At 69.7% G+C, this 13,535-nt stretch carries 12 protein-coding genes and 2 tRNA genes; 10 read left to right on the top strand and 4 right to left on the bottom strand.

Annotated features, from left to right (window positions below):
• From clpX to VFV21_RS06200, 6 genes are all read left to right on the top strand, one after another.
• On the top strand, positions 1 to 1,166 hold a 1,166-nt coding region (gene clpX / locus VFV21_RS06225; protein WP_329668600.1), incomplete at its 5' end, for an ATP-dependent Clp protease ATP-binding subunit ClpX.
• Positions 1,167 to 1,306: 140 nt separating this feature from the next.
• Complete coding sequence (gene lon, locus VFV21_RS06220) at positions 1,307 to 3,742, top strand: endopeptidase La (RefSeq protein WP_329668599.1); 2,436 nt, start codon at positions 1,307 to 1,309, stop codon at positions 3,740 to 3,742.
• 209 nt (positions 3,743 to 3,951) lie between these two features.
• Positions 3,952 to 4,224, top strand: a complete 273-nt coding sequence (locus VFV21_RS06215; protein ID WP_034215002.1) for an HU family DNA-binding protein — start codon at positions 3,952 to 3,954, stop codon at positions 4,222 to 4,224.
• A gap of 11 nt (positions 4,225 to 4,235) precedes the next feature.
• Positions 4,236 to 4,310 (top strand) — tRNA-Val (locus VFV21_RS06210).
• Between the two features lie 14 nt (positions 4,311 to 4,324).
• Positions 4,325 to 4,401: transfer RNA gene (locus VFV21_RS06205), tRNA-Asp, on the top strand.
• A gap of 83 nt (positions 4,402 to 4,484) precedes the next feature.
• Positions 4,485 to 6,431 carry a SurA N-terminal domain-containing protein gene (locus tag VFV21_RS06200; protein WP_329668598.1) on the top strand — a complete coding sequence of 649 codons (1,947 nt, stop codon included), beginning with the start codon at positions 4,485 to 4,487 and terminating at the stop codon, positions 6,429 to 6,431.
• A gap of 70 nt (positions 6,432 to 6,501) precedes the next feature.
• Here the strand turns inward: VFV21_RS06200 and VFV21_RS06195 are convergent, their stop codons facing one another.
• The 3 genes from VFV21_RS06195 to gloB all read right to left on the bottom strand — a co-directional run bounded on the left by VFV21_RS06195 (position 6,502) and on the right by gloB (position 9,342).
• Positions 6,502 to 7,293 (bottom strand): enoyl-ACP reductase, encoded by a 792-nt coding sequence (locus tag VFV21_RS06195; protein ID WP_329668597.1) that lies wholly within the window; start codon positions 7,291 to 7,293, stop codon positions 6,502 to 6,504.
• A gap of 88 nt (positions 7,294 to 7,381) precedes the next feature.
• Positions 7,382 to 8,578 (bottom strand): transglycosylase SLT domain-containing protein, encoded by a 1,197-nt coding sequence (locus VFV21_RS06190; protein ID WP_329668596.1) that lies wholly within the window; start codon positions 8,576 to 8,578, stop codon positions 7,382 to 7,384.
• Positions 8,575 to 9,342 carry a hydroxyacylglutathione hydrolase gene (gene gloB / locus VFV21_RS06185; RefSeq protein ID WP_329668602.1) on the bottom strand — a complete coding sequence of 256 codons (768 nt, stop codon included), beginning with the start codon at positions 9,340 to 9,342 and terminating at the stop codon, positions 8,575 to 8,577. Before gloB ends, VFV21_RS06190 begins: the two co-directional genes overlap by 4 nt.
• Positions 9,343 to 9,387: 45 nt before the next feature.
• On the opposite strand from gloB, the gene VFV21_RS06180 reads away from it, so the two are divergent.
• From VFV21_RS06180 to VFV21_RS06165, 4 genes are read left to right on the top strand one after another with little or no spacing between them, the layout of a single operon-like run.
• The gene (locus tag VFV21_RS06180; RefSeq protein ID WP_329668595.1) at positions 9,388 to 10,080 is read left to right on the top strand and encodes a methyltransferase domain-containing protein; all 693 of its coding nucleotides are present in this window, start codon (positions 9,388 to 9,390) and stop codon (positions 10,078 to 10,080) included.
• 25 nt (positions 10,081 to 10,105) lie between these two features.
• A complete protein-coding gene (gene rnhA / locus VFV21_RS06175) occupies positions 10,106 to 10,540 on the top strand; it encodes a ribonuclease HI (RefSeq protein WP_034210483.1) in 435 nt (144 codons plus the stop codon).
• Between the two features lie 8 nt (positions 10,541 to 10,548).
• Complete coding sequence (dnaQ, locus tag VFV21_RS06170; RefSeq protein WP_329668594.1) at positions 10,549 to 11,256, top strand: DNA polymerase III subunit epsilon; 708 nt, start codon at positions 10,549 to 10,551, stop codon at positions 11,254 to 11,256.
• A gap of 46 nt (positions 11,257 to 11,302) precedes the next feature.
• On the top strand, positions 11,303 to 12,826 hold the full coding sequence (locus tag VFV21_RS06165) for a serine/threonine-protein kinase (protein ID WP_329668593.1): 1,524 nt from the start codon (positions 11,303 to 11,305) through the stop codon (positions 12,824 to 12,826).
• 6 nt (positions 12,827 to 12,832) lie between these two features.
• Here VFV21_RS06165 and VFV21_RS06160 read toward each other — a convergent pair whose 3' ends face one another.
• Positions 12,833 to 13,534: a PP2C family serine/threonine-protein phosphatase gene (locus VFV21_RS06160; RefSeq protein WP_329668592.1), complete on the bottom strand. Its 702-nt coding sequence runs from the start codon at positions 13,532 to 13,534 to the stop codon at positions 12,833 to 12,835.
• Between the last annotated feature and the right edge of the window lies 1 nt (position 13,535).

Raw genomic sequence — 13,535 nt, 5'->3', positions numbered from 1 at the left:
ACGAGATCATCCGCGACGAACTGCCCGCGGGTGAGGACACGCGCGAGGCGCGCGGCGACCTGCCGACCCCGGCGGAGATCAAGGCCAACCTCGACAACTACGTGATCGGCCAGGAAGCGGCCAAGCGCGCGCTGTCCGTCGCGGTCTACAACCACTACAAGCGCCTGAACCACGGTTCCGGCGTGCGTGGCGACGACGTGGAACTCGGCAAGAGCAACATCCTGCTCATCGGCCCCACCGGTTCCGGCAAGACCCTGCTGGCCGAGACCCTGGCCCGCCTGCTCAACGTGCCGTTCACCATTGCCGATGCCACGACGCTCACCGAGGCCGGCTATGTGGGCGAGGACGTCGAGAACATCATCCAGAAGCTACTGCAGAAGTGCGACTACGACGTCGAGAAGGCGCAGCAAGGCATCGTCTACATCGACGAGATCGACAAGATCTCGCGCAAGTCCGAGAACCCGTCCATCACCCGCGACGTGTCGGGCGAGGGCGTGCAGCAGGCGCTGCTCAAGCTGATCGAGGGCACCGTCGCCTCGGTGCCGCCGCAAGGTGGCCGCAAGCATCCGCAGCAGGAATTCCTGCAGGTCGACACCAAGAACATCCTGTTCATCGTCGGCGGCGCCTTCGCCGGCCTCGACAAGATCATCCAGGCGCGCAGCACCGAGGCCGGCGGCATCGGCTTCTCGTCCAAGGTCAAGAGCACCGAGCGCAAGGTCGAGGTCGGCAAGCTGCTGGCCGAAGTCGAGCCCGAGGACCTGATCAAGTTCGGCCTGATCCCCGAGTTCGTCGGCCGCCTGCCGGTGGTCGCCACGCTCGAGGAGCTCGACGAAACCGCGCTGATCAAGATCCTCACCGAGCCCAAGAACGCCATCACCAAGCAGTTCAAGAAGCTGTTCGAGATGGAGGGCGTCGAGCTCGAGGTGCGTCCGGACGCGCTGATGGCCATCGCCAAGCGTGCGCTCAAGCGCAAGACCGGCGCCCGCGGCCTGCGCACCATCATGGAGTCGGTGTTGCTCGACACCATGTACGACCTTCCGTCGCTGGAGAACGTCAGCAAGGTCGTCGTGGACGAGTCGGTGATCAGCCATGCCACCGAGCCCTACCTGATCTACTCCAGCAGCCCGGCCCCCGCCGCGGCGCCCAAGGCGGCTTCCGGCGACTGAGCCGGATGCTGCAAGTGCTTGAATCCCGGGCCGGTCTTTCCGGCCCGTTTCTTTTCGGGAAGAAAAACTTGCAAGCGGCGCCCGCGGCCCCCATAACCTGAGCCATAGCGGGGCCCCCGGCCCCCGACGGAGCCAATCCCATGGAAGACAAGACCCCCGTCCCGAACCGCCTCGACCTGCCCGTGCTGCCGCTGCGCGACGTGGTGGTCTACCCGCACATGGTCATCCCGCTGTTCGTCGGCCGCGACCGCTCGATCAAGGCGCTGGACCTGGCGATGGCTGGCGACAAGCAGATCCTCCTGATCGCGCAGAAGAGCCCGGACACCGACGACCCGGGCGCCGACGACCTGTACTCGGTCGGCACGCTGGCCCAGGTGCTGCAGCTGCTCAAGCTGCCCGACGGCACCATCAAGGTGCTGGTCGAGGGTTCCGCGCGCGTGGCCATCGACGGCTACGGCGACCGCGAGGGCGCGCTCACCGCCACCGGCGTCGAGGTGGACTCCCTGCACGAGCGCGATGCGCGCGAACTCGAGGTCACCCAGCGTTCGCTGATGACCCTGTTCGAGCAGTACGTCAAGACCAACCGCAAGCTGCCGCCCGAGCTGCTCACCACGCTGTCGGGCATCGACGAGCCCAGCCGCCTGGCCGACACGATCTCGGCCCACCTCGGCGCGCGCCTCTCGGACAAGCAGCAGCTGCTCGAGACGCTCGACATCGGCCAGCGCATGGAGATGCTGATCGGCCTGGTGGACGGCGAGATCGACGTGCAGCAGATCGAGAAGCGCATCCGCGGCCGCGTGAAGTCGCAGATGGAGAAGAGCCAGCGCGAGTACTACCTCAACGAGCAGATGAAGGCGATCCAGAAGGAGCTCGGCGAGCTGGACGAGGCGCCGAACGAACTGGAGGAGCTCGCCAAGAAGGTCGCGGCCGCCGGCATGCCCAAGCCGGTCGAGGCCAAGGCCCGCACCGAGCTCAACAAGCTCAAGCAGATGTCGCCGATGTCGGCCGAGGCCACCGTCGTGCGCAACTACATCGACTGGCTGGTCGGCGTGCCGTGGAAGAAGCGCAGCAAGGTCCGCAAGGACCTCAAGGCCGCGCTCGACGTGCTCGACGCCGACCACTACGGCCTGGAGAAGGTGAAGGAGCGCATCCTCGAGTACCTCGCGGTGCAGTCGCGGGTGAAGAACATGAAGGGCGCGATCCTGTGCCTGGTCGGCCCGCCCGGCGTGGGCAAGACCTCCCTCGGCCAGTCCATCGCCAAGGCCACGAACCGCAAGTTCGTGCGCATGTCGCTGGGCGGCGTGCGCGACGAGGCCGAAATCCGAGGCCACCGCCGCACCTACATTGGCTCCATGCCCGGCCGCATCGTCCAGAACCTGAGCAAGGTCGGCAGCAAGAACCCGCTGTTCATGCTCGACGAAATCGACAAGATGAGCATGGACTTCCGCGGCGACCCGTCCTCGGCCCTGCTCGAGGTGCTGGACCCCGAGCAGAACCACTCGTTCAACGACCACTACCTCGAGGTCGACCTGGATCTGTCGGAAGTGATGTTCGTGGCGACCTCCAACTCGCTCAACATCCCCGGCCCGCTGCTCGACCGCATGGAGGTGATCCGCATCCCCGGCTACACCGAGGACGAGAAGCTGCACATCGCCGAGAAATACCTGATCCCGAAGCAGCTCAAGGCCAACGGCCTCAAGCCGGCCGAGCTCAAGGTCAGCGAGGCGGCGGTGCGCGACATCGTGCGCTACTACACGCGCGAATCCGGCGTGCGCAACCTCGAGCGCGAGGTGTCCAAGATCTGCCGCAAGGTGGTCAAGGAGATCGCGCTGGCCGGCCCACGCAAGAACGGCAAGCCGCTTTCGATGAGCGTCACGCCCAAGAACCTCGACAAGTACCTGGGCGTGCAGCGCTTCGATTTCGGCCGTGCGGAGCAGGAGAGCGAAGTGGGCCTGGTCACCGGCCTGGCCTGGACCGAGGTCGGCGGCGACCTGCTGCAGATCGAAGCCACGCTGCTGCCTGGCAAGGGCCAGCTGATCCTCACCGGCCAGCTCGGCGACGTGATGCAGGAGTCGGTGAAGGCGGCCTACAGCGTGGTGCGTTCGCGCAGCGAGCGGCTGGGCCTGGACACCGAATTCCACAGCAAGTTCGACACCCACGTGCACGTGCCCGAGGGCGCCACCCCGAAGGACGGCCCCAGCGCCGGCATCGCGATGGTGACGGCCCTGGTCTCGGTGCTCTCGGGCGTGCCGATCCGCGCCGACGTCGCCATGACCGGCGAGATCACCCTGCGCGGGCGCGTGCTGCCGATCGGCGGCCTCAAGGAGAAGCTGCTCGCGGCCCTGCGCGGCGGCATCCGTACGGTGCTGATCCCGGACGAGAACAAGAAGGACCTTGCGGACATCCCCAAGAACGTCACCCAAGGCCTTGAGATCATTCCGGTCAAGTGGATCGACGAGGTTCTGGATGTCGCCCTGGTACGGCCGCTGTCGCCCGGCGCGGGCTCCGAGCCCGCCCCGGAAGCAAGCAGCGAACCGGGCGGCAAGGACGCCGGCGGCGCCGCGATGACGCACTGATCGCGACGCACCGCAAGCCCCTGAAACCCGCGAAATATATGGCTTTCGCGTATTGCGCGGTCAAAATGCGGCTGGTATAAATCATCCAACCTTCGCACCGGAAACCTCCGGGCGCGCTGGCACAGGTGGATCGGAGCCGCGCCCCAGGCCATTGCCGGGCCGGCCCGATTTTTCAGAATGCGGGTAACCCCCCGCCCAGGGAGTCAATAATGAACAAAGCCGAATTTACGAGTGCCGTCGCCGATGGCGCCGAGCTGTCCAAGGCTGACGCCGGCCGTGCCGTCGACGCCATGATCGAAGTGATCAAGAAGGCGCTCAAGAAGGGCGAAACCATCACTCTGGTGGGCTTTGGCACCTTCTCCGTCCGCAAGCGCGCCGCCCGCCAGGGCCGCAATCCGCAGACCGGCGACACCATCAAGATCAAGGCTTCGAAAAATCCTGCGTTCAAGGCTGGCAAAGCCCTAAAGGATGCTGTAAACTGAGCGTCTTGTAAGGGTGCTTAGCTCAGCGGTAGAGCGTCGCCCTTACAAGGCGAGGGTCGGGGGTTCGAAACCCTCAGCACCCACCAGTAAGTGATTCAGCGGAGTGGTAGTTCAGTCGGTTAGAATGCTGGCCTGTCACGCCGGAGGTCGCGGGTTCGAGTCCCGTCCACTCCGCCATATCCTCGAGGGCGCCCCACAAGGGCGCCTTCGTTTTTTCCGGCCCGGGAAACCGGGCTCCACCTTCGAACGGCAAAGCCCACATGCTGCAGCGCATTCGCGACAAGTCCTCGGGTTGGATCGCTTACCTCATCCTCGGCGCCGTCATCATCACGATGGCGTTCTTCGGCCTCGAGGCGTATTTCTCGCCGAAAATCGAGACCTACGCCGCCAAGGTCGAGGGTCCCGCCAAGTTCTGGATCTTCGGCAAGCAGGAGCGCGAGATTTCCCAGGAGGAATTCCGCCGCCGCTTCGAGCAGGCCCGCCAGGAGGCGCGCCAGCAGCAGGGCGAGGCCTTCGACAGCGCCGCGTTCGAGTCGATCGAATCCAAGCGCAACATCCTCGACGGCATGGTGGACAACGCGCTGATGGCGCTGGTCGCCGAGCGCGAGGGCCTGACCGTGTCCGACCTGGAAGTGGCCGACCAGCTCAAGGCGCTGCCGCAGTTCCAGGTCAACGGCGTCTACAGCCCGGACCAGTACCGGCTGACGCTGGCAGGGCAGGGGCTGACCCACGCCCAGTTCATGGCGTCGGTGCGTGCCGACCTGGCCAGCCGCCTGCTGCCCAACCAGATCATCGACAGCGCCATCGCCAGCAAGGCCGAGCTCGAGTCTTTCCTGAAGCTCAGCCAGCAAACCCGCACGCTGCGCCTGCTCGACCTGCCGACCCCGTCGTTGCCGGCCGAGGCGCCGACCGAGGCGGAGCTGCAGGCCTGGTATGACGCCAACCCGTCGCTGTACCGCAGCGAGGAAAAGGTAGCGGTGGACTACGTGGAGATCGACGGCGCCAGCCTCGATGTCCCCACCACGGTCGACGAGGACACCCTGCGCGCGCGCTACCAGGAGCTTCGCTCCCGCTACGTGACCGAGCCGCAGCGTGTTGCTTCGCACATCCTGGTGGCGGCGCCGGTGGATGCCGACCCGGCCACCAACGACGCCGCGCGCGAGCGTGCCGCTGCCCTCGCCGCGCAGGCGCGGGCGCCGGGCGCCGACTTCGCGGCGCTGGCGCGCGAGAATTCCGACGACCTGGGCTCCAAGGCCGAGGGCGGCGACCTGGGCGTGGTCGAGGCCGGGCTGTTCGATGCCGCCTTCGAGCAGGCGCTGTTTGCGCTGGAAGAAGCCGGACAGGTCACCGACCCGGTGCGCACGCCGGATGGCTGGCACGTCATCCAGCTGCGCGAACTCACCCCGGGCACCGAACGTCCGTTCGAGGAAGTGCGCGCCGAACTCGAGGCCGAGTATTTCGAGAACGAGGCCGAGCGCCTGTTCAGCGACCTCAGCGGCCGCCTGATCGAGCGCACTTACAAGGATCCGACCGCGCTGGCGCCGTCCGCCGAGGCGCTGGGCCTGCCCGTGCAGCGCACTGCGCTGTTTGGTCGCGGCGGCCTGGACCAGGGCTTGTCGGCGATCGAGGCGGTCCGTGCCGCGGCGTTCAGCGACGCGCAGAAGACCGAGCGCCAGGTCAGCGACGCGATCGAGATCGGACCCAACCACATCGTGGTCATCCATGTCGTCGAGCACGTGCCCGAGGCCGCGATCCCGTTCGCCGAGGTCAAGGACCGCGTGCTCTCCGATTTCAACGCCGACCGCCTGGCCAAGGCGGCGCAGGCCCAGGCCGAGGCGCTGCTGGAGCGTGCGCGCGCGGGCGAGACGCTCGATGCGCTGGCCACCGAAGTCGGCCGCACCGTGGCGCAGCTCGACGGCATCGCCCGCCAGGCCGCGCTGCCGCCGGCCCTGCTGTCCGAGGCCTTCCGCGTGGCCGCGCCGGAGGAGGGCAAGCCCTCGTTCGGCATCGCCAAGATCGGCGCGGACCGCCAGGTGCTGTTCGAAGTGACCGCGGTCACCCCGGGCGACCTGGCCACGCTGGACGACGCCACCCGCGCGGTGATCCTGGGCCAGTTCGCGCAGGCCCGTGGCCTGGTCGAATACCAGGAGTACGCGAAGGCGCTGCGCAAGGTATACACGGTGCGGGTCGCCGAAGACCGGCTCTGAGCCCATCGCGGCGACGCAAGAAAAAGGCCCGGGAATCCCGGGCCTTTTTCATTGCCGCATGGCGCCACGATCAATCGATCGTGATGCCGGTCATGCCCAGGATGTTGTAGCCGCAGTCGACGTAGGTGACTTCGCCGGTGACGCCGGCCGCCAGGTCCGAGCACAGGAAGGCGCCCACGTTGCCGACGTCCTCGATGGTGACGTTGCGGCGCAGCGGCGCGGTTTCCGCCACGTGGGTGAGCATCTTGCGCAGGTTGCCCACGCCGGAGGCCGCCAGCGTCTTGATCGGGCCGGCCGAGATCGCGTTGACGCGGGTGCCTTCCGGGCCGAGGTTCATGGCCAGGTAGCGCACGTTCGCCTCGAGGCTGGCCTTGGCCAGGCCCATCACGTTGTAGCTGGCCAGCGCGCGCTCGGCGCCGAGGTAGCTCAGCGTCAGGATGCTGCCGCCGCGGCCCTTCATCATCGGCCGGCCGGCCTTGGCCAGCGCCGCCAGCGAGTAGCTGGAGATATCGTGGGCGACGCGGAAGTTCTCGCGGGTCAGGTTGTCGAGGAACCCGCCCTCGAGCGCCTCGCGCGGCGCGAAGCCGACCGAGTGCACCAGGATGTCGAAGCCGTCCCAATGCTTGCCGAGCTCGGCGAACATGGCGTCGATCTGCGCATCCTCGGCCACGTCCAGCGGCAGCACGATGCCGGAGCCGCAGTCGGCCGCGGCCGCTTCCACGCGCGACTTGAGCTTGTCGTTCTGGTAGGTGAAGGCCAGTTCGGCGCCCTCACGATGCATGGCCTCGGCGATGCCGCTGGCGATGGAGCGTTGGCTGGCGATGCCCACGATCAGGGCACGCTTGCCGGTCAAGAATCCCATGGTTTCCTCCCGATGGCCGCCCTACCGGCGGCGAGTGGCCGGTAGTTTGAACCGCCGCGGGCCATACCGCCAAGCATGGTCGCGCGGATCAGGGATCGATGCGGATCACCTGGCCGGGCCGCAGGATCGAGCGGCCGGTGAGTCCGTTGAGCTCGAACAGCGCGCGCAGCGGCACGCCGTAGCGCACGGCGATGCGCGACAGCGTGTCGCCGCGCCGCACTTCGTGCACGCGGCCCGCGTCGCCGGTGGCCGCGCCGTTCGCCGACGCAGCGGTGCCGCCGCCGGTGTCCACCGTGCCCGCCTGCGCCATCCGCGCCAGTGCGGTCGCCGGCGCCAGCACGTCACGCGGCACGCCCGCCGCCACGCGCCCCTGGCGATAGGCCGGGTTGAGCGCGCGCAGCGCCGACGCATCCACCCCCAGGCGCACCGCCGCCTGGTCCAGGCTGGCCACGCCGGCCGGCAGCGACACCCGCACCAGCGGCGTGAACCGCGCCTCGCGCGGCAGCACCAGGTTGTGCCGCTCGGGCTTGTCGAACAGGCAGGCCAGCGCATGCAGCTTGGCGACGTAGTCGTAGGTGGTGTTCGACAGCCCGCGCGGCAGCCGGCTCTCGCCCGACACGCGCTGGTCGCCGCTGTTGCGGAAGGCGCGCAGGATGCGGTATTCGCCGGCGTTGTAGCCCATCGCCATCGCCCGCCACTCGCCGTCGAAGAGGCCGTCGAGGGTCTCCAGGTAGTCCAGCGCCGCCTCGGTGGACTCCACCGGCGACAGCCGCCCGTCGTAGCCGGGCTGGATGCGGATGCCGTGGTTGCGCGCGGTGCTGGAGATCATCTGCCACATGCCCGCCGGTCCGCCCGGGCCGATCGCGGCCGGGCGGTACCAGCTCTCGACGATCGGCAGCAGCGCGAATTCGCCCGGCAGGTCGCGGCGCTCGAGTTCCTCGACCACGTAGCCCATCAGCGGCAGGATCTGCTCGACGTGGCGGGCGAAGCTGGCGGGATGCCCGGCGTAGCGCTTGCGCCAGGCGCGGTTGTGTTCGCCCTTGACGCAAATCGGCGCGGAGAAGCGCGCGCGCATGCGGTCGAAGACCTCGGCGCCGGTATCGATCGGATCTGGCACGACCTCTTCGGGCGGCGGGGGCGGCGGCGTCCGCGGGGTCGCTGCGTCGGGCGTCACCCGCACCGGGGTGGCGGGTTCCTCGGGTTCGAGCGGATCGGGCCTGACGGTCGGCTGGCAGGCCGCCAGCAGGAGCAGGGCGAGGGCAAGCGCGATGCGATCGGTTTTCATCCGGTGAATCCATCCTTCCATTGGCGCAGCGCGGCGAAGGCCTCGCTGCGGTCCGCGGGCGGCCGGCCCAGGTGGGTGGCCAGGCGCGCCCGCAGCGCCGGCTGGTCGATGCGCAGGAACGGGTTCCCCGCGCGCTCGATCGCCAGGGTGCTCGGCAGGCTGGGCTGCCCGGCGCGGCGCAGCGCCGCGACCCGCGCCAGCCAGGCCTCGCGGGCGGGGTTGTCGGGCTCCACCACCCGGGCGAAGCGACCGTTGGCCTCGGTGTACTCGTGCCCGCAGCAGACCGCGGTGTCGGCGGGCAGGGCGGCCAGGCGCTCCAGCGAGGCGAGGAACTGCGCCGGCTCGCCCTCGAACATCCGGCCGCAGCCGAGGCTGAACAAGGTATCGCCGCAGAACAGGTGGCCGGCGCCGTGGAAGGCGACGTGGCTGCGCGTGTGGCCGGGAACCGCCAGCACGTCGAAGCCCAGGCCCAGTTCGGGGAGTTCCACCCGGTCGCCGTCGCCGACCCGGGTGATCTCGCCGGGGATGCGGGCGTCGTCCGGGCCGTAGGCGGGAATGCCCAGCGCCGCCTGCAGCCGCGCGGCGCCGCCGACGTGGTCGGCGTGGTGGTGGGTCAGCAGCAGGGCCACGGGGCGCAGGCCGCGGGCCATTGCGGCTTGCACCGGGGCCTCGTCGCCCGGGTCCACGACCACGACCGCACCGTCCGGCCCGCCCAGGAGCCAGATGTAGTTGTCCTGGAAGGCGGGCAGGGCGATCGCACGCAGCAAACGGGGTGACCTGGGGCGCGCTGATGACGCAGAATCGCGACCATGCCCCCGGCTCCCGTCCCTCGTCAACCCGACACGCCCGCCGCGGCCTGGTTCGGGCGCGAGGCCACCCTGCGCATGCTTCACGAGGTCCAGCGCCAGGCCATCCCGGAGCTGACCCGCGTCTTCGGCCACACCGGGCTCTACCTGCGGCCCACGGCGGCCCTGGCCCCGGTGCTGTCGGGCAACATGCTGGCCAACGTCGTGAGCCTGCACCGCCGCGGCGATGGCTTCGACGGCGACCTGGCCTGCCGGGACGAGCAGTTGCCGATCGGCAGCGGCTGCGTGTCGCTGGTCTACGGCCTGTTCGTGCTCGAGACCTCGGCGGCGCCGGCCGCCCTGCTGGACGAGGTGGCGCGGGTGCTCAAGCCCGAGGGCGTCGCCATCCTGCTCACCCTCAACCCCTGGAGCCCGGTCCGGCTGCGCTGGGGGCTGCGCGGCCTGGCCGCGCGCGACCCGGCCGCCGTCGCCGCCGACGTGCAGGCGGCCGGCCTGGAGGTGCAGCGGCGACGCTGCATCGGCCCGGTCTGGTCCGGCCCGGCGGCAGTAGACCTGGCGGCGCGGGGCCGCGATCATCCCTGGTCGGGCCTGCGCATGGCCAGCCTGCTGGTGGCGCGGCGCCGGGATCCGGGGCTGACCCCGCTTCGCCTCGGCTCGCCCGCCCTGAAGTTCCGCCCCGGCATGAGTGCCGGCTGACACGTTCCAACGCATGGAAGCCCGAATGAAATCCGTAGAAATCCACACCGACGGCGCCTGCCTCGGCAATCCCGGCCCCGGTGGCTGGGGCGCGCTGCTCCGCCACGGCGACACCGAGCGCGAGCTCGCCGGCGGCGAAGCCAACACCACCAACAACCGCATGGAGCTGCTGGCCGCGATCATGGCGCTGGAAGCGCTGAAGTCGCCCTGCGAGGTCGTGCTCTCGACCGACTCGCAGTACGTGCAGAAGGGCATCGGCGAATGGCTGCCGAACTGGATCCGCCGCGGCTGGAAGACCGCGGGCGGCGAGCCGGTCAAGAACAAGGACCTGTGGGAGCGGCTGCAGGCCGCCGCCAAGCCGCACAAGGTCCAGTGGAAGTGGGTCAAGGGCCACGCCGGCCACGTCGAGAACGAGCGCGTGGACCAGCTCGCCCGCGCCGCCGCCGAAAAATTCCGCTGAGGCCCGCCATGCGCCAGATCGTGCTCGATACCGAAACCACCGGCCTGTCCTGGGAGAAGGGCAACCGCATCGTCGAGGTCGGCTGCATCGAACTCATCGAGCGCCGTCCGACCGGCCGCCAGTTCCAGCGCTACTTCAACCCTGGCCGCGAGATGGAGCCGGGCGCGCAGGAAGTGACCGGCCTGAGCCTCGACTTCCTGCGCGACAAGCCGCGCTTCGAGACCGTGCTGGACGAGCTGCTGGAGTTCATCGCGGGCGCCGAGCTCATCATCCACAACGCCAGCTTCGACGTCGGCTTCCTCAACTACGAGCTGTCGCTGGCCGGCGCGCACTACGGCCGCCTCGAGGACCACGCCAGCGTGCTCGACACCCTGGCGATGGCGCGCGAACGCTACCCGGGCCAGCGCAATTCGCTCGACGCGCTGTGCAAGCGCCTCGGCGTCGACAACGGCCACCGCAAGCTGCACGGCGCGCTGCTCGACGCCGAACTGCTGGCCGAGGTGTACCTGGGCCTGACCGCGGGCCAGGGCGACCTGGGCCTGGCGCCGCTGGGCGAGCCGGACACCGCGGCGCGCCTGCCCGGCGCCGTGGCCATCCCGTCCGCGCCGCGCCGCGTGCTGCGCGCCAGCGATGCCGAGGTGGCGGCGCACGAGGCCCGCCTGCAGAAGATCTCGGCCAAGGCCGGCAAATGCCTGTGGCCCGGGCCGGCGGCCTGACGCGTTTGGTGGATAATCGGCCGGAACCACCGGCCCTGGGGTTGCCTTGAACGCCACCGTCCTGCTCACCTCGGTCGACATCAACATCCCCGGCTACCGCATCCTGCGGCCGATCGGCGAGGGCGGCATGGCCTCGGTGTTCCTTGCGCTGCAGGAATCGCTCGAGCGCGAGGTCGCGCTGAAGGTGATGTCGCCGGTGCTGGCCGCGAACGCCGAGTTCGCCGGCCGCTTCGTGGTCGAGGGCAAGATCACCGCCAAGCTGCAGCACCCGAACCTGGTGACGGTGTACGACATCGGCAGCCACAACGGCGTCTACTACCTGGCCGCCGAGTACATCCCGGGCGGCACGCTGAAGGAGCGCATCGCCGAAGGCGACCTCAGCGTCGCGCACGTGCTCGACATCGCCACCGACATCGCGCTGGGGCTGGATTTCGCGCACGAGAAGGGCTTCGTGCACCGCGACGTCAAGCCCGGCAACGTGCTGTTCCGCAAGGACGGCCGCGTGGTCCTTGCCGACTTCGGCATCGCCAAGGCGATGGACGGCAGCAACAGCTCCACCGTCGCCGGCGCCTCGATCGGCACGCCCGACTACATGAGCCCGGAGCAGGCGCGCGGCGAGCCGGTGGACGGTCGCTCCGACCTCTACAGCCTGGGCACCGTGCTGTACGAAATGCTGGTCGGCGCGCCGCCCTACCAGGCCGCTGATCCCTTCACCGTCGCGTTGATGCACGTCACGCACCCGGTGCCGACGCTGCCGCCGCCGCACGAATGGCTGCAACCGCTGGTCGACGGCCTGATGGCGAAGGAGGCGGGCCAGCGATTCAACACCGGCGCGGCCTTCATCGAAGCCCTGCACCGCGTGGTGGCGAATGCCCCCGAAGCGGCGGCGATCCAGGAAACCCGCGCGCGCAAGCCGGGCGCCGGGCAGCGCATCGCGACGGGCGCCGCCACCCAGCAGCGCACGCGCGTCAGCGTCGCGCGTGCGGGGGAGCGGCCGGCGTGGGTGCTGCCGGTGGCGGGGCTGGCCGGCCTGTTCGCAGTGGCCGTGCTGGCGTGGTGGCTGCTGTCGCCGTCGGCGCCGGATCCTGCCGGACCGGGAACGGAGGTCGCAGGCGAATCCACCGCCAGGCCGCCTGCCGAAACGCCGGGCGGCACCGAGCTGCCCGCCGATTTCCAGATGCCGCGGCCCGTGGACGCCGGCGATGCCGCCGAGGTCTCGCGCCTGCTCAACGCCGCCGACCAGCTGTTCGAGTACGGCACCCAAACCGAGCCGGGCCGCAAGCTGACCCTGCCCGATGACGACAGCGCACTCGGCTACTACCGGCAGGCGCTGCGACTCGACCCGGAGAACGCGCGCGCCAGGGCCGGCATCGCCGGCATCGTTGCCTTCTACCGCAGCTTCGGCCACAAGGCCTGCGCCGCCGGTCGCTGGGCGCAGTGCGGGGTGATCGTGCGCGCGGGGCTGGCGGTGGATCCCGCCGATGCTTATTTGCTGCAACTGCAGGATGCGGTGGCTGGCGCCGAAGCCGGCGAAGAGCCCACGCTGCCGCCGGCGCCGCCCGCCGGCTGAGGCCGCTCAGCGGCGCCGAAGCAGGATGACGGTGACGTTGTCGGAACCGCCGCCATCGAGCGCGGCCGACACCAGGTGGTCCACGCATTCCTGCGCCGAGAGTTCGGCCTGGCCCAGCAGGTGGGCGATGCCGGCGTCGTCGACTTCCTCGGTCAGGCCGTCGCTGCACAGCAGCAGCTGCTGGCCCGGGCGGAGCTCGCCCGACAGGGTTTCCACCTTCAGGCTCTGCGGGTCGGTGACGCCCAGCGCCTGCGTCACCACGTTGCGGTGCGGATGCGCACGCGCCTGCTCGGCGGTGATCGCGCCCTGGTCGATCAGTTCCTGCACGTAGCTGTGGTCGGACGAGAGCTGGCGCAGCTGGCCGTTCCAGAGGTAGGCGCGGCTATCGCCGACCCAGGCCAGCTCGAAGCGGTGGTCGACGATGCGCAGCGCCACCATGGTGGTGCCCATCGGCAAGCTTTCGGCGCGCTGCTTGCTGTGGCGGATGATGTCCTCGTCGGCGCGGCGGATGGCGTCGGCCAGCGGCCGGCCGGCGCGCACCTCGCGCACCACGGTGTCGCGGGCGAGGGCGCTGGCCACCTCGCCGAACTCATGGCCGCCCATGCCGTCGGCCACCAGCCACAGCCCGAGCTCGGAGTCCCCGAAATAGGTGTCTTCGTTCAGCTCGCGGCGCAGGCCGACGTGGCTGAGGTGGCCGAACTCGATCATG

It is taken from the genome of Arenimonas sp., assembly GCF_036275555.1.
Classification (GTDB): Bacteria; Pseudomonadota; Gammaproteobacteria; order Xanthomonadales; family Xanthomonadaceae; genus Arenimonas.
The sequence above is the reverse complement of the archived record's forward strand: the minus strand, read 5'-3'. Positions and strand labels throughout refer to the sequence as shown.